At 68.5% G+C, this 20,887-nt stretch carries 20 protein-coding genes and 1 pseudogene; 12 read left to right on the top strand and 9 right to left on the bottom strand.

The window, feature by feature from the left end; genetic code table 11:
- Window positions 1-2 precede the first annotated feature (2 nt).
- The 4 genes from ACJMK0_RS11145 (at window position 3) to ACJMK0_RS11130 (ending at window position 4,654) form a co-directional block, all read left to right on the top strand.
- The gene (locus ACJMK0_RS11145; RefSeq protein ID WP_405238399.1) at window positions 3-1,196 is read left to right on the top strand and encodes an efflux RND transporter periplasmic adaptor subunit; all 1,194 of its coding nucleotides are present in this window, start codon (window positions 3-5) and stop codon (window positions 1,194-1,196) included.
- 73 nt (window positions 1,197-1,269) lie between these two features.
- Window positions 1,270-2,718: a circularly permuted type 2 ATP-grasp protein gene (locus ACJMK0_RS11140; RefSeq protein WP_405238397.1), complete on the top strand. Its 1,449-nt coding sequence runs from the start codon at window positions 1,270-1,272 to the stop codon at window positions 2,716-2,718.
- Window positions 2,718-3,653 (top strand): alpha-E domain-containing protein, encoded by a 936-nt coding sequence (locus tag ACJMK0_RS11135; protein ID WP_405238395.1) that lies wholly within the window; start codon window positions 2,718-2,720, stop codon window positions 3,651-3,653. Before ACJMK0_RS11140 ends, ACJMK0_RS11135 begins: the two co-directional genes overlap by 1 nt.
- Window positions 3,650-4,654, top strand: a complete 1,005-nt coding sequence (locus tag ACJMK0_RS11130; protein WP_405238394.1) for a zinc-binding metallopeptidase family protein — start codon at window positions 3,650-3,652, stop codon at window positions 4,652-4,654. Before ACJMK0_RS11135 ends, ACJMK0_RS11130 begins: the two co-directional genes overlap by 4 nt.
- Here ACJMK0_RS11130 and ACJMK0_RS11125 read toward each other — a convergent pair.
- Both ACJMK0_RS11125 and ACJMK0_RS11120 read right to left on the bottom strand, forming a co-directional pair.
- Window positions 4,614-5,369, bottom strand: a complete 756-nt coding sequence (locus ACJMK0_RS11125; protein ID WP_405238392.1) for a peptidase — start codon at window positions 5,367-5,369, stop codon at window positions 4,614-4,616. The two genes, ACJMK0_RS11130 and ACJMK0_RS11125, sit on opposite strands and share 41 nt — an antisense overlap.
- Before the next feature lie 91 nt (window positions 5,370-5,460).
- The gene (locus ACJMK0_RS11120; protein ID WP_405238391.1) at window positions 5,461-6,480 is read right to left on the bottom strand and encodes a helix-turn-helix domain-containing protein; all 1,020 of its coding nucleotides are present in this window, start codon (window positions 6,478-6,480) and stop codon (window positions 5,461-5,463) included.
- Window positions 6,481-6,626: 146 nt separating this feature from the next.
- Here ACJMK0_RS11120 and ACJMK0_RS11115 point away from each other — a divergent pair, with 146 nt between their 5' ends.
- From ACJMK0_RS11115 to ACJMK0_RS11085, 7 genes and pseudogenes are all read left to right on the top strand, one after another.
- A complete protein-coding gene (locus tag ACJMK0_RS11115) occupies window positions 6,627-7,826 on the top strand; it encodes an alkane 1-monooxygenase (RefSeq protein WP_405238389.1) in 1,200 nt (399 codons plus the stop codon).
- Complete coding sequence (locus tag ACJMK0_RS11110) at window positions 7,823-8,008, top strand: rubredoxin (protein ID WP_405238387.1); 186 nt, start codon at window positions 7,823-7,825, stop codon at window positions 8,006-8,008. The genes ACJMK0_RS11115 and ACJMK0_RS11110 overlap by 4 nt, the downstream gene beginning before the upstream one ends.
- Before the next feature lie 72 nt (window positions 8,009-8,080).
- On the top strand, window positions 8,081-8,986 hold the full coding sequence (locus tag ACJMK0_RS11105; RefSeq protein WP_405238385.1) for a DUF3014 domain-containing protein: 906 nt from the start codon (window positions 8,081-8,083) through the stop codon (window positions 8,984-8,986).
- A gap of 149 nt (window positions 8,987-9,135) precedes the next feature.
- The gene (locus ACJMK0_RS11100; RefSeq protein WP_405238383.1) at window positions 9,136-10,209 is read left to right on the top strand and encodes an MBL fold metallo-hydrolase; all 1,074 of its coding nucleotides are present in this window, start codon (window positions 9,136-9,138) and stop codon (window positions 10,207-10,209) included.
- Between the two features lie 19 nt (window positions 10,210-10,228).
- The gene (locus ACJMK0_RS11095; protein ID WP_405238381.1) at window positions 10,229-10,696 is read left to right on the top strand and encodes a methyltransferase family protein; all 468 of its coding nucleotides are present in this window, start codon (window positions 10,229-10,231) and stop codon (window positions 10,694-10,696) included.
- A gap of 12 nt (window positions 10,697-10,708) precedes the next feature.
- A pseudogene (locus ACJMK0_RS11090) lies at window positions 10,709-11,053 on the top strand (GFA family protein); the annotation flags it as partial.
- 129 nt (window positions 11,054-11,182) lie between these two features.
- Entirely contained in the window at window positions 11,183-11,548 is a 366-nt protein-coding gene (locus ACJMK0_RS11085) for a nuclear transport factor 2 family protein (protein WP_405238538.1), read from the top strand.
- A gap of 16 nt (window positions 11,549-11,564) precedes the next feature.
- Here the strand turns inward: ACJMK0_RS11085 and ACJMK0_RS11080 are convergent, their stop codons facing one another.
- The gene (locus ACJMK0_RS11080; RefSeq protein WP_405238379.1) at window positions 11,565-11,765 is read right to left on the bottom strand and encodes a DUF2905 domain-containing protein; all 201 of its coding nucleotides are present in this window, start codon (window positions 11,763-11,765) and stop codon (window positions 11,565-11,567) included.
- Window positions 11,766-11,840: 75 nt separating this feature from the next.
- Between ACJMK0_RS11080 and ACJMK0_RS11075 the strand changes: the two genes are divergently transcribed.
- Window positions 11,841-12,686: an amidohydrolase family protein gene (locus tag ACJMK0_RS11075; protein WP_405238377.1), complete on the top strand. Its 846-nt coding sequence runs from the start codon at window positions 11,841-11,843 to the stop codon at window positions 12,684-12,686.
- 37 nt (window positions 12,687-12,723) lie between these two features.
- Here ACJMK0_RS11075 and ACJMK0_RS11070 read toward each other — a convergent pair whose 3' ends face one another.
- From ACJMK0_RS11070 to ACJMK0_RS11045, 6 genes are read right to left on the bottom strand one after another with little or no spacing between them, the layout of a single operon-like run.
- Window positions 12,724-13,638, bottom strand: a complete 915-nt coding sequence (locus ACJMK0_RS11070) for a PhzF family phenazine biosynthesis protein (protein WP_405238375.1) — start codon at window positions 13,636-13,638, stop codon at window positions 12,724-12,726.
- Window positions 13,639-13,649: 11 nt separating this feature from the next.
- Window positions 13,650-14,837, bottom strand: a complete 1,188-nt coding sequence (locus tag ACJMK0_RS11065) for an aminomethyltransferase family protein (protein ID WP_405238373.1) — start codon at window positions 14,835-14,837, stop codon at window positions 13,650-13,652.
- The gene (locus ACJMK0_RS11060) at window positions 14,834-16,408 is read right to left on the bottom strand and encodes a phytoene desaturase family protein (RefSeq protein WP_405238372.1); all 1,575 of its coding nucleotides are present in this window, start codon (window positions 16,406-16,408) and stop codon (window positions 14,834-14,836) included. Before ACJMK0_RS11060 ends, ACJMK0_RS11065 begins: the two co-directional genes overlap by 4 nt.
- A complete protein-coding gene (locus ACJMK0_RS11055; RefSeq protein WP_405238370.1) occupies window positions 16,401-18,017 on the bottom strand; it encodes a phytoene desaturase family protein in 1,617 nt (538 codons plus the stop codon). The genes ACJMK0_RS11060 and ACJMK0_RS11055 overlap by 8 nt, the downstream gene beginning before the upstream one ends.
- 30 nt (window positions 18,018-18,047) lie before the next feature.
- Window positions 18,048-19,448: an MATE family efflux transporter gene (locus tag ACJMK0_RS11050; protein WP_405238368.1), complete on the bottom strand. Its 1,401-nt coding sequence runs from the start codon at window positions 19,446-19,448 to the stop codon at window positions 18,048-18,050.
- A gap of 24 nt (window positions 19,449-19,472) precedes the next feature.
- Complete coding sequence (locus ACJMK0_RS11045; RefSeq protein WP_405238366.1) at window positions 19,473-20,849, bottom strand: glutamine synthetase family protein; 1,377 nt, start codon at window positions 20,847-20,849, stop codon at window positions 19,473-19,475.
- Window positions 20,850-20,887 lie beyond the last annotated feature (38 nt).

Raw genomic sequence — 20,887 nt, 5'->3', positions numbered from 1 at the left:
CCGTGGCGAGTCGCAGGAACATCATCATCGGCATCGTGGCGGCCGTCGCGGCGGTACTTCTGTACCTGGGCTTCCGCCCGCAGCCCCTGCCCGTGGAGACCGGCATGGCGAGTCGCGGCGCGCTCAGCGTTACCGTCACCGAGGAGGGCAAGACCCGCATCAGGGAGCGCTATGTCATCACCTCGCCGGTGGCCGGTTTCGCCGCCCGCATCGAGCTGGAGGAGGGTGATACGGTGTCGGCGGACGCGCCCCTGGTCGTCATCGAGCCGGTAGCGCCCACGGTGCTGGACCGGCGCAGCCGCGCCGAGGCGCGCGCCGGCGTGTCGGCGGCGGAAGCCGCGCTGGAGGCGGCCGAGACCCGCGTGCGCGCGGCCGAGGCGGAGGCCGAGCTCGCCGAGGCCGAGCGCGAGCGCATCGAGCGGCTGTACGAAACCAATGCCGTCTCGCGCGCGGAATACGACCGCGTGATCTCCGCCGCCCGGCGCACCGCCGCCGGCCTCAGGGCGGCGATGGCGGAGGCCGAGGTGGCCCGCTACGAGCTGCAGGCGGCTCGGGACGTGCTGCGCTACTCGGCGGCGGAGCCGGACGGCGAACCGCCTGAAGAGGTGGTGGTGCGCTCGCCCATCGACGGCAGCGTGCTGGACGTCATCCACGAGAGCGAGGGGGTGGTGGCCGCCGGCGCGCACCTGCTGACGCTGGGGGATCCGTCCAACCTGGAAGTCGAGGTCGAATTACTGTCGGCGGATGCCGTCCGGCTGGCGCCGGGAATGCCCGTGCGGCTTCTGCGCTGGGGTGGCGACGGCGCGCTGGAGGGCGAGGTGCGGGTGGTCGAGCCGTCCGGCTTCACGAAGATCTCCGCGCTCGGCGTGGAGGAGCAGCGCGTGATCGTGCTGGTGGACCTCCTGTCCCCGCCGGCGCGCTGGGCGCGCCTGGGTGACGGCTACCGGGTGGAGGCGGAGTTCGTGCTCTGGTCCGGCGAAGACGTGCTGCAGGTGCCTTCCAGCGCGGCCTTCCGTCGCGGCGACCAATGGGCCGTATTCGTGGTCGAGGACGGGCGCGCCGTCTTCCGGCCCATCAGCGTCGGGCGCCGGGGCGAGTTCCGAGTGCAGGTGCTCGACGGCCTCGCCGAGGGCGAGACCATCGTGCTCTATCCGGACGACGAGATCGTGGACGGTCGGAGACTGAAGACGCGCTGAGGTGTATGCCGCGCGATCGGCGACGCGACCGCACGAACCGGGTCTGCGCGGGCGTTTCGGGTAGTATGGTCCGATGCCACCGAGACTGACACGCTACGATCCGCGCGCCTTCCACGATGAACTCGTCACCGCGGAGGGGGATGCGCGTCCCGGCACGGAGCGCCTGATCGATCTGCTGAACACGCTGACGCCGGCCGCGCTGTCGGACAGGCAGGCCGCTGCGGATCGTGCCATCGCGGAGATGGGCATCACCTTCACGGTCTACTCCGAGGGCCGCAATATCGATCGCGCCTGGCCCTTCGACATCGTGCCCCGGGTGATCCCCGCCAGCGAGTGGGCGCGGATCGACGAAGGTCTCCGGCAGCGGCTGACGGCGCTGAATCTCTTCATCGACGATCTCTACAACGAGCAGAATGTCGTGCGCGACGGCGTCTTCCCGGCGGACGTGCTCGGCACCTCGCGCAATTATCTGCCCGAGTGCGCGGGGGTGAGCCCCCGCTTCGGCGTCTGGGCCCATATCTGCGGCAGCGACCTGGTTCGCGACGGCGACGGCACGGTGTACGTGCTCGAGGACAATCTGCGTGTCCCCTCCGGTGTCTCCTACATGCTGGAGAACCGCAGTGTCACGAAACGGGTCTTCCCGGATCTGTTCGAGGACCAGACCATCCTGCCCGTCGACGACTACCCTTCGGATCTGTTCGACCTCTTGACGGCCATCGCACCCACCGACGAGCGCGAGCCGGAGGTGGTGGTACTGACGCCGGGAATCTACAACTCCGCCTATTTCGAGCATTCCTATCTGGCGCAGCGCATGGGCGCGGAACTCGTCGAAGGCGGCGACCTCGTCGTGGGTGACGACGACTGCGTCTACATGCGCACCATCGAGGGGCTGACACGCGTCCATTCCATCTACCGTCGCATCGACGACACTTTTCTGGATCCACAGGTGTTCAGGCCGGACTCCATGCTCGGAGTGCCGGGCCTCATGCGTGCCTGGCGCAAGGGCAACGTGGCGCTGGCGAATGCACCGGGCTCGGGCGTTGCCGACGACAAGATGGTCTATACCTACGTGCCGGAGCTGATCCGCTACTATCTGGATCAGGACCCCATCATCCCGAACGTGCCCACCTGGCGCTGCGCCGAGCGGGACCAGCGCGAGCACGTGCTGGCCAATCTGGCCGAGCTGGTGGTGAAGCCCGCCAACGAATCCGGCGGCTACGGCATGCTGATCGGGCCGCGTGCCAGCCGTGCCGAGCTCGCGCGCTTCCGGGAGCTGATCGAGGCGGACCCGCGCAACTACATCGCGCAACCGACGCTGGCGCTCTCCACCACGCCCACGGTACGGGGCGAGGCGCTGGCGCCGCGGCACGTGGATCTGAGGCCGTTCATCCTGCAATCGGACCGGCTCGCGGTGACCGCCGGCGGACTGACGCGCGTGGCGCTGGTCGAAGGCTCGCTGGTGGTCAATTCGTCCCAGGGCGGCGGCAGCAAGGACACCTGGATCGTGGAGGACCGGGACTGATGCTCTCCCGCGTCGCCGAGCGCATGTACTGGGCGGGCCGCTATATCGAGCGCGCGGAGAATACGGCGCGGCTCGTGCGCGTGCACGGCAACATGCTGCTGGACCTGCCGGCCCGTGCCGGGCGCACCTGGGAGCAGCTCCTTACCATCTTCTCGAGTCAGGACGAATTCGCGCGCCGCTACGAGCGTGCCGACGAGTCCGCGGTGGTCGGCTTCTTCATCGCCGATGCCGACAATCCGGACTCCGTGCTGTCGTCACTGGCACTCCTGCGCGAGAACATACGCACCACCCGGGACATCGTGCCGACGGAGGGCTGGGAGTCGGTCAACGAACTCTACCTGTACGCGAGACGGGAGCTGCCGCGGGCGGGCAGCGAACGCACCCGCCACCGGATCCTGAGCGAGGTCATCACCGCGTGCCAGCAGGTAACCGGACTGCTGGCAGGCACCATGAGCCATGGCCCCGGCTATCAGTTTCTGCGGCTCGGCCGCAACCTCGAACGCGCCGACATGACGACCCGGGTGCTGGACGTCCCCGCCGCCTCCCTGCTGAATCTGCCGGAGGAGGTCACCCCCTACCGCTACACTCTCTGGATGAACGTCCTGAAATCGCTGTCGGCCTATCAGATGTACTGCCAGTACGTGCGCCGCCGCATCGTCGGCGAGGACGTCATCGATTTCCTCCTGCTCGACTCGCGCTTCCCCCGTTCTTTCCGGCACTGCCTGGGCGAGATCACCTCGTCACTCGAGAGTCTGCCGCGGCACGAGGAGGCGCTGGCCGAGTCGACGGCGCTGCTGGCCGAACTCGAGGATGCCGATGGCGCGAATCTGGATGCCGCGGCACTGCACGAGTGCCTCGACCGGCTGCAGCGGCAGCTGGGAGGACTCCACCATCGCATAGCCGACACCTGGTTCCTGCCGGTGGACCAGCAGTGAAGAAGTTCCACTGCATCTGCGGCAACCGGCTGTATTTCGACAATTCCCGCTGCCTCGCCTGCGGGCGGGAGGCCGGCTTCGATCCCGCGAGTCTGCAACTCGTGGCGGTGGAGTCGGGAGAAGGTGATAACGAGTGGCATCTGGCCGGCGGCTCGCAGCGTTATCGTTTCTGTCTAAACCGCGAGTGGCACTGCAACTGGCTGCTCGATGCGGGCGACTCTTCGGGCTACTGCGCGTCCTGCCGCCTGACCCGGACGCTGCCGAATCTTGCGCGGGACGACAACCTGATGCTGTGGACCCGGCTCGAGGGGGCAAAGCGGAGACTGCTCTATGACCTCCTGTCGCTGGGCCTGTCCATCGACGAGCAGCGGCTGCGCTTCGAATTCCTGGAGGACAAACGCACGAACCCGATGGTGCGGGAGATGCACGTGTACACGGGCCACCGTGACGGCGTGATCACGATCAACGTCGCCGAGGCGGACGATGCGGCGCGAGAGGCCATCCGCGAGGCGATGGGGGAATCCTATCGCACGCTGCTCGGCCACTTGCGCCACGAGAGCGGGCACTACTACTGGTCGGTGGTGGTCGACACCGAAGAATCCCTCGCCGAGTGCCGCAGCCTGTTCGGCGACGAACGCGAGGACTACCAGGCCGCTCTGCAGCGTTATCACGGGCGCGGCCCGGCCGCCGGCGGGGCCTCCGCTTATGTCAGCGACTACGCGTCGTCCCATCCCACGGAAGACTGGGCGGAATGCTGGGCGCACTTCCTGCATATCGCGGACACGCTGGAGACGGCGGCGAATGCGGGCCTCTTACCGGCCGACGTCAGTGTCCGCGACGAACACTGGCTGGATCACTGGACCGAGGTTGTGGTGGCGCTGAACGAGTTGAACCGCAGTCTCGGACTGCGCGACGCCTATCCCTTCAGCCTGTCGCCCGTCGTCCGCGACAAGCTGGCATTCATCCGTCGACGAGTCTTATATTCTTCGTCTCCACCCTGAACCGCGGTAGCTCCTCGAAGGCTCTGCGCAGGCTCTCCTGCCAGGCCGAACGGATCTGCGCGAGATACTCGCTGTCTTCCTCGAACAGTAGACGCTGGCCCTCCGCCTGGCTGTCACGGCGATACAGCAGCACCTCCACCGGTGGGCCGACGGTGGCGTTGCTGCGCATCGTCGAGTCCATGGAGACCAGCGCGCAGCGGGCCGCCGTTTCCAGGTCCGTGGTCCGGGCGACTATCCGGTCCAGTATCGGCTTGCCATACTTCGTCTCGCCGATCTGAAGATAGGGCGTCCGGTCCGTGGTGTGGACGTAATTGCCCTCGGGATACACCAGGTACAGACGCTGGGGCTGATTACGAATCTGTCCGCCGAGTATGAAGCTGGCTTCGGGGCTGAAGCCCGATTCCTCGTCCTTGCCGGCATGGCGCGACTGGATGGAGCGGCTCGCCGCGCCGACGTAGTCGGCCACCTCCGCCATGGTTGCGAGCGACGCAAGACTGGTTTCCTCGCCGTTACGGATATCGCGGGCCAGCTTGGCGACCACCGCCTGGGTGGTGGCCAGATTGCCAGCGCTGAGGAGGACGAAAAAGCGCTCCCCGTCACCGCAGAACGTGTGCATCTTGGAGAACGTGCTGATCTGGTCGACGCCCGCATTGGTGCGCGAGTCCGAGACGAAGACCATTCCTTCGTCGAGATTGGCGGCGAGGCAATAGGTCATTGGCCGATCGGGGTCGAGATCATCGCTGCAGTTTCGGCCCGGCCGGAGGCTTAGTCAAGGAGCCGCCCGGCGGGTCCGCAGCGGCCGCGGTTCACGGGTTCTCCGTCTGCTGCGTGCGCCGCCGGTATTCGCCGGGTGCCACGCCGTACCAGCGCCTGAACGCACGGCCGAAGTTCGCCGCGTCCTGGTAACCCAGCTGGTAGCCGATCTCCGCCACGCCCCACCGCGTGCTCACCAGATACTCATGGGCGAGGCTGCGATGCACCTCGTCAAGGATGCGCCGGTAGGAGGTGCCCTCGCGCTTCAGCCGCCGGATCAGCGTGCGGCGCGAGACGTTCAGCCGCCGCGCCACGTGCTCGAGGCCCGGCGAGCGGCCGCCGGCCATGAGCAGACACTGGCGCACCTCCACCTCGAGGGCCGAGCGCTCCGCCACCTGCTGCAGCAGCTCCTCGCAGCGGGCCAGCGACACCTTGTGCATGGCCTCGTCGTAGAGCAGGCAGGGCGCCGCGAGCCAGGCGGCCGGCAGGGTGGTCGTGTACTGGTCGCCGTGGAAGCGCAGCGTGCCTTCGAAGCGGGCCGCGAACTCGGTCCGCAGATCCGCCCTGTCGGCGGGGAGGTGCCATACGAGGCCGGGGCCCTTGCGGCCCGCGGCATGGCCGACCACGTGGGCGATCACCTGCAGCCCGGTCAGTTGCATGATCTCCATCAGGATGGGGCGCAGCGCGCCGAGATCCTCGCGCTCGTGGTAGCGGATCTGCACCGTGTCGCCCGTCTCGCGGATCTCGCCCCAGGCGAATGGTGCACGGATCTCACCGAACTTGGTCATGATCTTCAGCGCGTCGCCCAGCGTCGGCGAGGTGATGGCCGCGATGCCGAGGGGGCCGTGGTGGGCCACGTCCATCCGCGCCGCCATCTCGAGATGCCAGCCCGGATCGAGGCGACGGTCGATCGCCTGCAGCAACCGCTGCACCGCGGCGAACGGGACGTAGTGGTCGGTGCCCTCGATTTCCCGCGGCCGGATGCGTGCGGCCCGCAGGATCTCGCGCCGGTCGGGGCCGTCCAGCTCGAGCGCGCCGATAAAGGTCCTGATATAGGTGACGGGAAGATGCATATTCTGGCACTTAATAACCAGTCACTGGCATTTCTAGCACTGTTATCCCGCGCGGGTCAAAGCACAATGGGGCACATGGCGCGACGAGCGCGTCAGCGGATTGGTCGATCCGGGATCGACACCCGGCTCCGCAACAGGGGGAAAACATGAAGACCTTCACCTACAGCACGCCCGACGGCGTGGCCATGGCCTACACCGACCGCAAGCGCACCTGGTGGTCGTTGTCCGTCCTCTGGGCGCTCTATCCGCTGGTCGGCATCGGGCTGCATGCCTGGACCGGCATCGAGGCGATGCTGCTGGTGCCGCTGTTCACGAGCTACGTCGTGGCGCCCGCCATGGACTGGCTCATGGGCGAGGACGAGAGCAATCCACCAGAGCGCATCGTGCGCGAGCTGGAGGACGACCCCTACTACCGCGTCCTCACCTACATCACCGTGCCCATGCACTTCGTCTCCCTGATCGCTGCGGCCTGGTGGGCCGGCACCCAGGACCTGTCCTGGTGGGGCTACCTGGTGCTGGCGATGACGGCGGGCATGGCGAGCGGCCTCGGCATCAATACCGGCCACGAACTCGGCCACAAGAAGTCGAAGCTCGAACGCTGGCTGGCAAAGATCGTGCTGGCGGTGCCCTTCTACGGCCACTTCTGGATCGAGCACAACAAGGGCCATCACCGGGACGTGGCCACGCCGGAGGACCCGGCCAGCGCCCGCATGGGCGAGAGCATCTACAAATTCGCGCTGCGCGAGATCCCGGGCGCCATGAAGCGGGGCTGGCACGAGGAGCGCGTACGCCTCGAGCGCAAGGGCAAGTCGGTGTGGAGTCTCGACAACGAGATCCTGCAGTCCTATCTCATCTCCATCGCGCTGCAGGCGGGGCTCATCATCGCCTTCGGCTGGATCATGGTCCCGTTCCTCGCCATCCATAACGTGCTCGCCTGGTGGCAGCTCACCAGCGCCAACTACATCGAGCACTACGGACTGCTGCGGCAGAAGCAGGAGAACGGCCGCTACGAGCGCTGCCAGCCGCATCACTCCTGGAACTCGAACCACGTCTACTCGAACCTGCTGCTGTTCCACCTGGAGCGCCACTCGGACCACCACGCGCACCCGACCCGGCGCTACCAGTCGCTCAGGCACTTCGAGGATCTGCCCCAGCTGCCCAACGGCTACTTCGGCATGTACCTGATCGCCTACATCCCCTCGCTCTGGTACCGGGTGATGGACAAGCGGGTGCTCGCGCTGCCGCACATCGACGGCGATCTGTCGAAGGTGAATATCGACCCGGACCGGCGCGAAGAGATCCTTGCCCGCTACGGCCGTCCCGACGCGGAGCCGGCCGCGGCATGAGCGAGGCGGAGCCCCTCGCCCGGTACGAATGCCCGGACTGCGGCTACGTCTACGACGAGGCCAGCGGGGACGATCACGAAGGCTATCCGCCGCGCATGAAGTTCCGGGACCTGCCCGAGGAATTCGTGTGTCCGGATTGTGCGGTGCGATACAAGGAGGATTTCGTCCGTATCGGCGAATGACGCCCTCGTCCCCGGGCGCCGCCACGTCTATACTGGCTGCACCACGGCGGAGCAGCGAATAGGGACGTTCTGATGCGCGAACAATCCTGGGGACTGGTCATCGCGGTAGCCGCGACGCTGGTCCTGCTCGTCTTCACCGGCTACCAGCTGTTGCAGCGCGAGGAGCTAGAGGAGGCGCCGGCGGAACCGGTGCCGGCGGCGGAGACCGCCGAACCGGCGCCCCCGCCCGAGCCGCGCTACCCCATCGAGGAGCCGGAGCCCGAACCGGCTCCCGCCGAGCCGGAATCGCAGGCCGCCGAGACGCCTGCCCGGCCGGCAGGGCCGGCGCTGCCGCCGCTGGATGAGAGCGACGAGCCTTTCACCGAGTCGGTGGAGGAGCTCCTGCCGGCAGCCGGCGACCCGGCGCTGGAGCTGCGCGATAGGCTCATCCGCAAGATCGTGGCCACCGTCGACGGTCTCGAACGCGAGGGGCTGCCGGAGCGTGTCCGTCCCATGGAGCCGGTGCCCGGCTCGTTCCGGGTCTCCGGCAAGGTGGACGGCGACCTCTACATCCTGAGCCCCGCGAACTACGAGCGTTACGACGGGCTGGTGAATGCAGCGGCGGAGATCGACCTGTCCCGCGCCGCTGACCTTTACCGGCGCTACTACTCCCTCTTCCAGCAGGCCTGGGCCGAGCTCGGCTACCCGGACAGCTACTTCAACGATCGCCTGGTGGTGGTGATCGACCAGCTGCTGGCCACCCCGGACGTGGCGGACCCCGTGCGGCTGGTCCGGCCCCATGTCCTGTACCGTTACGAGAACCCGGTGCTGGAGGGCCTGTCCAGCGGCCAGAAGTTGCTGATACGCATGGGCCCGGACAACCGGGCCACCGTGAAGACCCTGCTGCGTCAGTTCCGGGCGGAGATCACCGGCATGGCGGAGATTGCCGGGGAGCCGTCAGACTCCGACAATACGGGCGGAACTACCGATACGGAGTAAGCGGATGGAGTACCTGCTCATCGGCCTCGCCATCGCCGGTTTCGCCATGGCGGTCAGCGCCTACGTGCGCGTCGAGCGGCTCGAGAGGATACTGAAGGAAAAGAACATCGTCGACGACGGCTGAGCCACGAGCGCTGCGGGGGAGGCAGATGAAGCGACTGTTCGTCACCATGGCCCTCGCGGCGGGCGTCCTGCTGGCTGTGGCCTATGCCTTCCGCACCGAGCTCGCCACCCGTGCCATGCGCGACGTCGTGGCTTCGAACCTGCAGACCGACCTGATCAGTGAGCTGCCGGACGGGCTGCACGTTGCGCTGTGCGGAGCCGGCTCGCCGCTGCCCGATCCGCTGCGTTCGGGACCGTGCACGGCCGTGATGGCCGGCGAGCGGCTCTACATCGTCGACGCCGGCGGCGGCGCCTCGCGCACGCTGTCGCGGCTGCGTATCCCCCAGGGTGCCATCGACGCCATCCTGCTCACCCATTTCCATTCGGATCACATAGACGGCCTGGGCGAGCTGCTGATGCAGCGCTGGGCGAACGGGACTGCCGTCGCCCCGACGCCGGTCATCGGTCCGGCCGGGGTGGAGGAGGTGGTGCGCGGTTTCGGGCTGGCCTACGCGGCGGACGAGGGCTACCGGATCGCCCATCATGGTGAGGCCGTCATGCCGTCGGCGGGCGCCGGCGCCGTCGCCAGGCCTTTCCCGCCGCCGCGCGCCGGGGAGCCGGTGGTCGTGCTCGACGACGGTGACCTGCGCATCACCGCGTTCCGGGTCGAGCACGCGCCGGTGGAACCCGCGGTGGGGTACCGGTTCGACTATGCCGGCCGCTCGGTGGTGATCAGCGGCGACACCAGTCCCTCGGAGGAGGTGCGGCGACAGGCGGCCGGGGTCGACCTGCTGGTGCACGAGGCGCTCGCGCCTCATCTGGTCGCGCTGCTGACCGAGGGCGCCAGGGAGGCCGGCCGCGACAACCTGGTGACCATCACCGAGGACATCCTCGACTACCACACCACGCCGGTGGAGGCCGCCCGTATCGCGGCGGAAGCCGAGGTGGGCTTCCTGCTCTACAACCACATCGTGCCGCCGCTGCCGCTGGTCCCTCTCGAGGACGCCTTCACCGAAGGCGTCGATGCGGTCTACGCCGGTCCGTTCCGTGTGGGTCGCGACGGCACGCTCGTCGTCCTGCCGGCCGGCGGCGACGCGATCGAGGTCGACGAGTTGCTGTGATCCGCCGGAGGACCCCGCAATGCAGGCGCTGGAACTGAAGATACCGCCGGCCGCCGTCACCGTGCTGACGGGTATCGGGATGTGGGCGACGGCGGAGGCCTTCCCGGTGCTGGACGTGCCCCTGCCGCCGCTGTGGCGCGCCGGGCTCGGCGTGCTGCTGGTGGCGGCCGGCGTCTTCATAGCGCTGGCGGGCGTGGGCGAATTCAGGCGTGCGGCCACCACCGTGAATCCGCTGTCGCCGGAGACGAGCTCGCGGCTGGTGACCGGCGGTGTCTACCGCTACACCCGCAATCCCATGTATCTGGGCATGCTGCTCGCCCTGGCCGGCTGGGCGGTCGCGCTTTCCCATCTCTCGGCACCGCTCTGGCTCATGGGCTACGCGGCGTATATGAATCGGTTCCAGATCCTGCCGGAGGAGCGCGCGCTTTCGGCGCGCTTCGGTGCGGTCTTCGGCGAGTACCGGCGGCGCGTGCGCCGCTGGCTGTGAGGGAGGAGGGGAATGACCGGGGCTGAACCGATGTGGGAAGGCGGCTGCCAGTGCGGTGCGGTGAGATACCGGGTGCGCGGCGAACCGCTCACGTCATACGCCTGCCACTGCACCGAGTGCCAGGCAGCGACGGGTGCCGCTTTCAGTCTCTCGCTGATTGTCCCCCGGGAAGCGCTGGAGACGATCGGCGGCGAAGCGGCCGCGACGACATACTCGATGGGCGGCGGCGACCGGCAACGGGCCGGCTGCTCGGACTGCGGCAGCGTCCTGTGGTTCGCGAGTGCGGAGATGCCGGAGATCGTGGCGCTCAAGACCGGCACCCTGGACGACCCGGGCGCCTTCCCGCCCGTGGCCCACGTCTGGACGCGCAGCGCACAGCCCTGGTTCCGACTGCCCGCCGATGTGCCCGCCTGGGCCGAGCAGCCGGAAATGGAGGCCCTGATCGCGCTGTGGCGCGACCGGGCGGACGAACCGGCACCTGACGCTGTGCCAGCCGGGCCCCGGCAGGTCGTCGCGGCCTGGGTGGAGGCTTTCAATCGTGGCGATGCCGACGCAGTGGCCGCCTTCTACGCGGCCGAGGCGGTGAATCACCAGGTGACCCAGGCTCCGGTGGAAGGACGCGATGCCATCAGGGCGATGTTCGCCCGGGAATTCGCGGACGCGGAGATGACCTGCATCGTCGAGAATCTGTTCGAGGACGGTGATTGGGCCATGCTGGAGTGGCGCGACCCGCTCGGGCTGCGCGGCTGCGGGTTCTTTCACGTCGTCGACGGGCTGATCCGCTTTCAGCGCGGCTACTGGGACCGGCTCTCGTTTCTGCGTCAGCACGGACTGCCGCTGCCGCGCGAGTGACTGTCACCCGCCGGGATTAGTGGCGGAACAGCCAGAGGACGAGCGAGAGCACCAGGCTCGCCAAAATCATCGTCGTGATCGGCAGGTAGAAGGTGAAGCCCTCGCGCCGGATCACGATGTCGCCGGGCAGGCGGCCCAGCGGCAGTGTACTCAGCCACGGCCAGAGCAAGCCGACGAGCACGATGGCGATGCCGATGATGATGAGCGCCTTCTGCATGGGTGTCCTCCTGCGGCCGCGTTATGATAGCGGCAGCCCGGGCGGGACTCGATCCGGGACGAACAAGGAGGCGAGATGAGCGCAGCCCGCAGCGGCATCGTCGATGCCTGGATACAGCATCCCACGCAGCGTTTCCTGGCCCAGCCGATGTTCGCGTCGTTGCGGCGCTGGACCGGCCAGGACGAGGTGCCGGACGTGCCGCTGTCCGCCACCATCGCGGCCATGGACCAGGCGGGCGTCGCCACGGCGCTGGTCTCGGCGTGGTGGGGCCCCCAGGGCGCGCTGATCGACAACGACGAGGTGGCCGCGCTGGTTAGCGAGCACCCGGACCGGCTGGTCGGCGTCGCCTCGGCGGACATCACGCGGCCGATGGAGGGGGTGCGTGAACTCCGGCGCGCGGTGCGCGAGTTCGGCTTCCGGGGGCTCCGGTTCCTGCCCTGGATGTGGGGACTGCCGCCGGACGACCGGCGCTACTATCCCTTCTACGCGGAGTGCGTCGAGCTGGGCATCCCGTTCTGCCTGCAGGTGGGGCACACCGGGCCGCTGCTGCCGTCCGAGCCCGGCCGGCCGATCCCCTATCTGGAGCACGTGGCGCTGGAGTTCCCGGAGCTGGTGATCGTGGCCGGCCACATCGGCGCACCCTGGACCCAGGAGATCATCTCGCTGGCCACCAAGTTCCCCAACGTCTACATCGATACCTCCGCCTACAAGGCGAATCGCTATCCGCCGGACTTCGTCGAGTTTCTGCGCGGGCGCGGCGCGAAGAAGGTGCTGTTCGGCAGCAACTACCCCATGCTGACGCCGGGGCAGTGCCTGGAGGACTTCGACGCCCTCGGGCTGGACGCCGAGGCGGAGGAGCGCTTCCTGCGCGGTAACGCACGCAAGGTGTTCGGCCTCGGCGACGTCGACCAGTCCGGCTAGGTCGACGAGACCGGCCCAGGTCGGCCAGGCCTGCGCTTCAGCCGATATCGAGCCAGCCTTCGGCGAACATCACGGCGCCGCCGCCGATCCAGGCGCCGGTCACGCGTCCGTCCCGTTTCACCGCACGGGCCTCGAGCACGCTCGGGCGCCCCATCTCCGCACCCTGCAGGATGCGCCAGCTCAGATCGCAGTCCTCGCCGGGCGCGTAGTGAGCCAGCAGGGCCGCCAGCGCGCAATTGGCGCTGCCGGTAGCGGGATCTTCCGGCACGCCGTCCAGCGGCGCGAACATGCGCGCGCGGATGTCGTACTCGTCGTCGCTGCGGACGTACATGTGGATATCGGGCGGCAACCCCGCCTCGGCGATCACCTCGAACATCTCCGCGTCGATCCGCGCGCGGGCGAGGGTGGCCGCGTCCGGCAGCTCGACCATCAGGAACGGCAGGCCGACCGAGGCCGCCTGCGGCAGATGGGTCTCCGTGACGAGATCGTCGGGCTCCAGGGAGAGCGCGCCGGCGAGCAGCTCGGCGGATGCGGGCTCGGAGAGCTGCAGCGGCTCCGGCGCCGCCAGCTCGCAGCGTATGCGGCCCTCGCCCTCGCCCTCGCCCTCGCCATTAGCGCCGCGATCGATGCTGACGCGCACTTCCCCTGCGGCTTCCTCGAACAGTACCGAATCGCGGCCGTCCAGCTCGCCGCTTGTGGCCAGCACGAACGCCGTGCCGATGTTCGGGTGGCCGGCGAAAGGCACCTCCACCTTCGGGGTGAATATCCTCACCCGGCGGTCGCCGCCGGACTCCGGCGGGAAGACGAAGCTCGTCTCCGAGAAGTTGAACTCGCGGGCGATTCGCTGCATGCGGCCGGTGTCCAGACCGCTCGCATCCGGCAGGACGGCCAGCGGGTTGCCGCCGAACAGCGTATCGGTGAAGACGTCGCAGATGAAGTAGCGATAGCGCACGGCGCGGCCGCTCAGTAATCGGCGGGCGGCGTCTGGCGCCGGCGCGGCGGGTCCCAGAAGGGCTTCTCCACCACCGTGGCGGCAGCCATCTTGCGCGACCAGTGCATCTCGCGCTGGTAATAGATCTCCGCGAACAGCCGGCCGCCCGGCTCGCCGGCCGGCCGCCGGACGCTCGCGAGCGCGATATTCGCCTTCGCCACCGGCGACCAGGCCGCGGACGTCACGAAACCCGCCTGTTTCTTGCGCGAGTCGTAGATGTAGGAGTGGTGGGCGGGCTTGTTGCCCTCGATGTCCAGCTTCACCAGCCGCCAGGTGGAGCCGCGGCGCAGCTCCGCCGCCAGCGCCCTGCGCCCGTTGAAGTTCGGTTTGGTGAAATCCACCAGCCAGTCGAGCCCCAGTTCGAACGGCGAGCGGGCACGGCCGGGCCGCACGATCCCGTCGGCAGGCAGGAAGTCGACCCCGGCCTGGATGAAACCGGCCTCGACGCGGCAGAGCTCTAGCGCCTCGCTGCCGATCGCCCTTATGCCGCGGTACTTGCCGGCGAGAAACAGGCGGTCCCAGAGGATCTCGGCGTGGTCCGGGTCGATCCAGAGTTCGTAGCCGAGGTCGCCGGTGAAACCGGTGCGCGATACGGTGAGCTCGGTGCCCTCGAAACGGAAACGGGTCAGTCCGAACGGTTTCAGCTGCTCGACGTCGGTGAGCCCCATCTCCTTCAGCACGGCGCACGAGGTCGGGCCCTGCAGGGCGAGGGCGGCCACCTCCGCGGTCTCCTCCGTGACGGTGACGTCGAAACCGTCGGCCGCATCGAGCATCCATTCGAGGTGGCGCTCCTGGGAGCACAGCCGGTACTCGCCCTCGCGCAGGTGGAAGATGGTGCCGTCGTCGATCACCTTGCCGGCGTCGTTGCACCACACGGCGTACGCGACACGGCCGGGCTTCAGCTTCGTCATGTCGCGGGTCACCAGGCGGTCGAGGTAGGGCAGCGCCTCGGGCCCGGTGATGCGGTACTTGGTCATGGGGCAGAGATCGAACACGCCCGCGGCGTTGCGCACCGCGAAGTACTCGAGGTCCGCGGCCGTGTACTCGGCGGCGGTCGTGTAGCCTTTCCAGTCCTGCCAGGCGTTGCGGTGATTCGCGGCGGCGGTGCGCGTATGGAAATGGGTGCGCAGGACGCGCTCGCTGACTCCCCGGGCGCTCATGACCGTCCCTCCCGTTTCAGTATCTCGGCCGCGGCATTGCGGCCCGCCGCGCCGGTGATGCTGCCGCCCGGGTGCGCGCCGGCGCCGCAGAGGTAGAGCCCTTCCACCGACAGCGCATACTGCGCCGCGCCGGGCACGGGCCGCGTGAACAGGAACTGATCCAGCGCGAGTTCCCCGTGGTGCCAGTGGCCGCCGCCCATTCGGTAGATGCGCTCGATGTCGGCCGGGCTCAGCAGTTCCGCCGCAACGATCCGGTCACGCAGCCCCGGTGCATACGCGGCGATGGTATCGATCACGAGGTCGCGGAATACGCCGGTCTGCGTCTCGTCCCAGCCGCCGTCCAGCCGATAGGGCGCGTATTGCACCACGGCCGAGAGAACGTGCTTGCCCGGCGGCGCCAGCGACGGATCGCCGACGCTCGGGACCGTGATCTCGATCACCGGCTCCGCCGACCACTGCCCGTACTTGGCGGGGTTGAAGGCGCGCTCGACGTAGTCCATGTCCGGCGCGATCACGAGCCGGCCGTCCAGCCCGGACGGATCGACACCCGCGAATTCGGGCAGCCCGTCGAGCGCGAGATGCAGCTTCGCCGCATTGCCCCGCATGCGCAGGTTGCGGATGCGCCGGGTGAAGCCCGTCTCGACGTGTCGCGCCCCGAGCAATCCCAGCACCGTGGTCTTCGGGTCGGCGTTGGAGACGACGGTGAGTGCGTCGATGGTCTCCCCGTCCTCCAGCTCGACGCCGACCACGCGGCCGTTGTCCACCCGGATGCGTCGCACCGGGGCGTCGCAGCGGATGTCGACCCCCGCGGCTCGCGCGGCGCCGGCAAAAGCCTCACCTACGCCGCCCATGCCGCCCTTCGGCAAGGCAATAGCGCCGGGGTTGCCGTCGATCTCGCCGGTGAGCCGATGGATGTAGGTGAGCAGGCTGTTCGGAGAGCGCGGCCCCAGATGGGTGCCGAGCACGCCGTCGAGTGCCAGGGCGCCCTGCACGAGTTCAGTGTCGAAATGCTCGTGCAGAACGTCGTAGATATTGATGGCGATCAGACGCAGGAATTCCTGCATCTCTTTCCGGCCCAGGCGGCGGATGTCGAGTCCGAGCCGGCCGATCGTCATCTTGTCCGCCGTGTCGTTGTTCACGAGCAGCGGCGGGCGGCGATTCAGATACGGGCCGAGCAGCTTCGCGAAGCGCAGCATGCGCTCGCGGAATTCGTTCAGACCGGCGCGATCGCGCTCGGTCACGCGGCCTTCGAGGTCCCCGCCCCGGATGCGCACGTGGTGTCCGTCGGGCGACAGGGCCGTGGTCGCCGCATCGGCCACGGCCATCTCGAGACCGAAACGGGCGAGCTCGAGTTCACCGGCCACCTGAGGTTGCAGCTGGCAGAGGAGGTGAGCGCAGCCGGAGACGCGGAAGCCGTCGGCGAAACTCCGCGTGGCGGCGGCGCCGCCGACGCCGTCGGCTGCCTCCAGCACAAGCACGTCGCGTCCTGCGCGGGCAAGATAGGCCGCGCAGGCGAGGCCATTGTGCCCGGCACCGATCACGATCACCTCGGCCGTCTTCTTGTCAGTCATCGCCGAAGTTCTCCGGTACTGTCGAGGGCTTCCTGATGTCGCGCAGGATCTCCCGCGCCGCGTTGGCCCCCGGCGCGGCCATCACGCCGCCGCCGGGGTGGGTGCTGGAGGAGCACATGTAGAGTCCCTTCACCGGCCCGCGGTACTGCGCGAAGCCGGGCACGGGCCGGTTGAACAGGAGCTGGTCCATGGTGAGTTCGCCCTGGAAGATGTTGCCCTCGGTGAGGCCGACCTCGGCTTCGAGTTCCCGCGGCGTGCGGATCTCGACGTGCAGGATCAGATCCTTGAAATCCGGGCTGTACTCGGCGATCTGGTCGATCACCGTCTGGCCGAAGGCGTCGCGGTCGGCGTCGGTCCATTCGCCGGTGTCCAGCTCCGGCGGGCAGTACTGCACGAAACAGCTCATGAAGTGCTTGCCGGGCGGGGCCATGGTGGGGTCGGAGACCGTGGGGATTACCAGGTCGATGTAGGGGTCCTTCGACCAGGTCTTCGCCTTCCAGTCGTCGTAGGCCCGTTCCATGCGCTCCAGCGAGTCGATGAAGTGCATGTCCGCGTTCATGAGCTGGCTCGACTCCGGCAGTGCGGGGAAGGTGGGCAGGCCGTCGAGCGCGATGTTGAGCTTGCCGGAGGAGCCGCGGATGTGGAAGTTCTCCACCCGGCGGACGAACTCGTCGTCCAGATCGCCGCGGTCCATCACGTTCAGGAAGGTCCGCTTGAAGTCCAGGTTCGATACGACCCGGTGACCGCGGATCTCGTCGCCGTTCGCCAGTGCCACGCCGGCCACCCGGCCGTTGCGCACGATGATGCGGCTCACCTCGGCGTTGGTGCGTATCTCGCCGCCGAAGGAGCGTAGCGCACCCGCGATGGAGTTGCTGACCGCGCCCATGCCGCCGCGCGCGAAGCCCCATGCCCCGATGTTGCCGTCCACCTCGCCCATGTAATGATGCAGCAGCACGTAGGCCGTGCCCGGCGAGTACGGCCCGAGCGCCGTGCCGATGATGCCGCTGCCGGCGAGATGGGCCTTGATGACGTCGGTCTCGAAGAACTCCTCGAGATACTCGCCGATGCTCATGGTCCAGAAGCGGATCGTGTCGTAGATGGCATCCTCGTCCATCTCGAGCAGCCGGCCGCCGATCAGGGCGAGTTCGCGCAGGTCGCGTGGGCGGAACGAAGTGGGGTCCGGGGGAGTGCGCAGCAGGAAGTCGCGGATGAAGCGGGTCTGGCGCATCACCTCGGCGGAGTAGCGCTGGTACGCGTCGGCATCGCGCTTGGAATGCCGGGCCATCTCCCGGTGGGCGACCTCGTGGTCCCAGTAGCTGCCGAGATAATCGCCGTCACGGGTGAAGGTGACGCTGCCTCCGTAGGGCGTGACTTGCAGGCCGTGCCGGGAGAGGTCCAGCGCGCGGTAGATCTCGGGCCGCAGCAGGCTGCAGACGTAGGAGCAGTTGGAGTAGATCCAGTCGTCGTAGAGATTGCGGCTCACCGCGGCGCCGCCGATGTAGTCGTTTTTCTCGACGACCACCACGTCGAGACCGGCTTTCGCCAGGAAGGCCGCGGTGGTCAGGCCGTTGTGGCCTGCGCCGACGACGATGGCATCGTAAGTCTTCAAGTTATCCCTGCCCCGTCCGGTTTGCCCGGTTCATGAAGTGAGCGCCACGGGCTGCATGCCCGAGGCCCTGCGGAAAAAGGCGAGTGTCATGAGCGTCGAGGAGACGGCCACACCACCCGTCATGCCCCACCACAGGCCGACGCCGCCCAGCCCGAAGGCGAAGCAGACGATCGTGCCGCTGCCGAGCCCGAGCAGCCAGTAGCCCAGCACCGCGTAGAGCATCGGTGTGCGGGTGTCGCCGAGCCCGCGCATGGCGTTGGCGGCGATGATCTGCAGCCCGATCAGCAGCTGGAACAGGCCGGCCGCGAAGGCGAAGGAGGCCGCCGCCTCGCGCACCGCGAGCGCATCCGGCTGCGCCGGGTCGAGGAACAGCCCTACGATGGCCGCCGGAAAGAACCACAGCACCGCCGCGGCGAGGCCGAGCACCGCCAGTCCCATGCGCAGCGTGATGGCCGCGGCCTGCCGGGCCGCCGGCGGACTGCCCTTGCCCGTGCCGAACGCGACGCGCACCCGCACGGCATCGCCGAGGCCGGCCGCGATGCTGAGCGAGACGTAGACGACCGTGTAGACGATCTGCTGCGCCGCCAGCTGGACGGCGCCCAGCAGGCCCACCAGCACGGCCGCCACCGTGAACATGCCGCCGGAGAGCAGCTGGGCCCCGGCCACCGGCAGGCCGAGCGAGACGAGCCTGCCGGCCAGCGGCCGATCCGGAGGCCCTATCGCGATTGCGCGCGACCAGCGTACGCGCAGGCCGTCCCGTCCGCCCACGTGGACGGCCAGCGCCACGAACATGAGCCAGCTGACGATGGTCGTGCCGAGCCCGGCGCCGAACACGCCCAGCGCCGGGAAGCCGAAATGGCCGAACACCAGGGTGTAGTTCAGCCCGGCGTTCAGTACCAGCGCCGCGACCGACAGCACGAAGATCACCATCGGCTTCTCGACCGCGGTGACGTAATTCCTGAGGACCGTGAACCACAGGATCGGCAGCACGGCGAACGCCAGTGCATGGGTATAGGGAGCGACGGCCGCCACCACCCGCGGGTCCTGGCCGGCCAGCGCGAGCAGCGGGGCCAGATACCAGGTGGCGATCATCACCGGCAGCGAGAACACGGTGGCGACGAGCAGACCCTGCTCCACCACCCGGCCGGCCGCCTGCATGTCCCCGCGGCCCCGGGCGTGGGCCACCAGCACCGCCACCATCGAGACCGTGCCCATGCCGATCAGCAGCAACACGTAGAACCAGTCGCCGGCCAGGCCCACCGCGGCGAGTTCGATACTGCCGAGGTGGCCGACGATGATCATGTCGATGATCAACATCGCCATCTCGACCAGGTAGGCGGCGATCAGCGGGCCGCTGATAGCCGCCAGACTGGCCCGCTCGCCCGCGCGGGTCGGCAGCCAGTCGTGTGTTCCGCCGGATTCCGACTTCATCTTCCGGCTCCCCCGGCGCGTCGTTCAGACGTTCCTCAGATACCATTGGTAATCACGATCGGTTATCTCGTTGTGGATGCGCTGGTTCTCGGCCCGTCGCGCATGCTCGTAGACCCGGCAGTACTCGTCGCCCAGGTACTCGCGCAGGAAACGGCTGGCGCCGAAGCGCGCGAGCGCCGCCTCCCAGCGTATCGGCAGGTTCACCTCCGGTTCGATGCTCGCGCCCTCGGCCACCATCTCGCCCGGCTCGATGCCGCGGCTGATGCCATGGTGGATGCCGGCGAGCACGGCGGCCGCCACCAGATAGGGATTCGCGTCCGCGCCCGCCGTGCGGTGTTCGATGCGCAGGTTGTTCGGTCCCGACAGCGGGATACGCAGCGATACGCCGCGATGGTTCACGCCCCAGTTCGGCGTCACCGGGGCGAAGAAATCCGGCCGCAGCCGGCGGTAGGAATTGGCGTTCGGCGCGAAGATGGCCATGCCGTCCGCCATGGTCTCCTGCAGTCCGCCGATGGCATGGCGCAGCGCGGCGTCGAAGGGCGGTTCGGCGAGAGCCGGATCGCCGCCGGAGAAGAAATTGGTGCCGTCCGCGCGCACCAGGCTCACGTGCAGGTGCAGGCCGTTGCCGGTGTATTCCGCGAAGGGCTTGGCCATGAAACAGGCGGCCGTGCCATGGCGGCGCGCGACGGCACGGATGACCCGTTTCAGCAGCACCGCGTGGTCGCAGGCCGCCAGCGGGTCCGCGACGTGGTGGAGGTTCACCTCGAACTGCCCCGGCGCGAACTCCGAGATGGTGGTGCCGACCGGCAGCGACTGCGTCTGGCACATCGCCATGAGCTCGTCCAGGAACTCCTCGATGTCCCACAGATCCTGCGGGTGATAGACCTGCTCGCCGCGCTGGCCGTGGCCGGTGCCGATGATCGCCGGCATGCGAGGCGCGACGCCGGTATGTGCCGCGTCGAGGAGGTAGAACTCGAGCTCGACCGCCATGACGATCGTGAGTCCCATCTCTCGGAGAGGCAGCGCGGCGCGTTCGAGTACGTGGCGGGGATCGGCGAAATAGGGGCTGCCGTCCCGTTCGTACAGGGAGAAGAGCACCTGGGCGCAGTCCTGCCGCGCCCAGGGGATCGGCGCCAGGGTCTCCGGGATCGGGCGGGCGTAGACATCCGGGTCGCCGTCGTCGGCACCGTAGGGCAGGCCGTCGATCACGGCGCCCATGGAGTCGAGCATGACCACGCTGCCCGGGATGTTGAAGCCCTTCGAGAAGACCTTCGCGAACTCCTCCGGCAGCACGCGCTTGCCGCGCAGCACGCCCACCATATCGGCGATCAGCAGCTCCATCATGCCGCAGTCGGGGTGCGCGGCGAGGTACTCCTCCAGCCTTCCGTCCGGCGCTGCCATTCTTCTCCCTCCTCCCCTGCCTGCGGCTGCCGACGCCC

The sequence above is a fragment of the Lentisalinibacter orientalis genome, assembly GCF_040706535.1.
GTDB classification, from domain to species: Bacteria; Pseudomonadota; Gammaproteobacteria; order Steroidobacterales; family Woeseiaceae; genus Lentisalinibacter; species Lentisalinibacter orientalis.
Note: the sequence above shows the minus strand (reverse complement) of the source record. Positions and strands in the feature narration are given on the sequence as shown.

What these genes read in the sequence shown, in the direction of transcription:
- ACJMK0_RS11140 (WP_405238397.1), top strand. Translation starts at nt 1,270, where the DNA reads ATGCCACCGAGACTGACACGCTACGATCCGCGCGCCTTCCACGATGAA.
- ACJMK0_RS11080 (WP_405238379.1), bottom strand. Translation starts at nt 11,765, where the DNA reads ATGCAGAAGGCGCTCATCATCATCGGCATCGCCATCGTGCTCGTCGGC.
- ACJMK0_RS11105 (WP_405238385.1), top strand. Translation starts at nt 8,081, where the DNA reads ATGCGCGAACAATCCTGGGGACTGGTCATCGCGGTAGCCGCGACGCTG.
- ACJMK0_RS11100 (WP_405238383.1), top strand. Translation starts at nt 9,136, where the DNA reads ATGAAGCGACTGTTCGTCACCATGGCCCTCGCGGCGGGCGTCCTGCTG.
- ACJMK0_RS11095 (WP_405238381.1), top strand. Translation starts at nt 10,229, where the DNA reads ATGCAGGCGCTGGAACTGAAGATACCGCCGGCCGCCGTCACCGTGCTG.
- ACJMK0_RS11110 (WP_405238387.1), top strand. Translation starts at nt 7,823, where the DNA reads ATGAGCGAGGCGGAGCCCCTCGCCCGGTACGAATGCCCGGACTGCGGC.
- ACJMK0_RS11075 (WP_405238377.1), top strand. Translation starts at nt 11,841, where the DNA reads ATGAGCGCAGCCCGCAGCGGCATCGTCGATGCCTGGATACAGCATCCC.
- ACJMK0_RS11045 (WP_405238366.1), bottom strand. Translation starts at nt 20,849, where the DNA reads ATGGCAGCGCCGGACGGAAGGCTGGAGGAGTACCTCGCCGCGCACCCC.
- ACJMK0_RS11135 (WP_405238395.1), top strand. Translation starts at nt 2,718, where the DNA reads ATGCTCTCCCGCGTCGCCGAGCGCATGTACTGGGCGGGCCGCTATATC.
- ACJMK0_RS11050 (WP_405238368.1), bottom strand. Translation starts at nt 19,448, where the DNA reads ATGAAGTCGGAATCCGGCGGAACACACGACTGGCTGCCGACCCGCGCG.
- ACJMK0_RS11065 (WP_405238373.1), bottom strand. Translation starts at nt 14,837, where the DNA reads ATGAGCGCCCGGGGAGTCAGCGAGCGCGTCCTGCGCACCCATTTCCAT.
- ACJMK0_RS11060 (WP_405238372.1), bottom strand. Translation starts at nt 16,408, where the DNA reads ATGACTGACAAGAAGACGGCCGAGGTGATCGTGATCGGTGCCGGGCAC.
- ACJMK0_RS11115 (WP_405238389.1), top strand. Translation starts at nt 6,627, where the DNA reads ATGAAGACCTTCACCTACAGCACGCCCGACGGCGTGGCCATGGCCTAC.
- ACJMK0_RS11120 (WP_405238391.1), bottom strand. Translation starts at nt 6,480, where the DNA reads ATGCATCTTCCCGTCACCTATATCAGGACCTTTATCGGCGCGCTCGAG.
- ACJMK0_RS11125 (WP_405238392.1), bottom strand. Translation starts at nt 5,369, where the DNA reads ATGACCTATTGCCTCGCCGCCAATCTCGACGAAGGAATGGTCTTCGTC.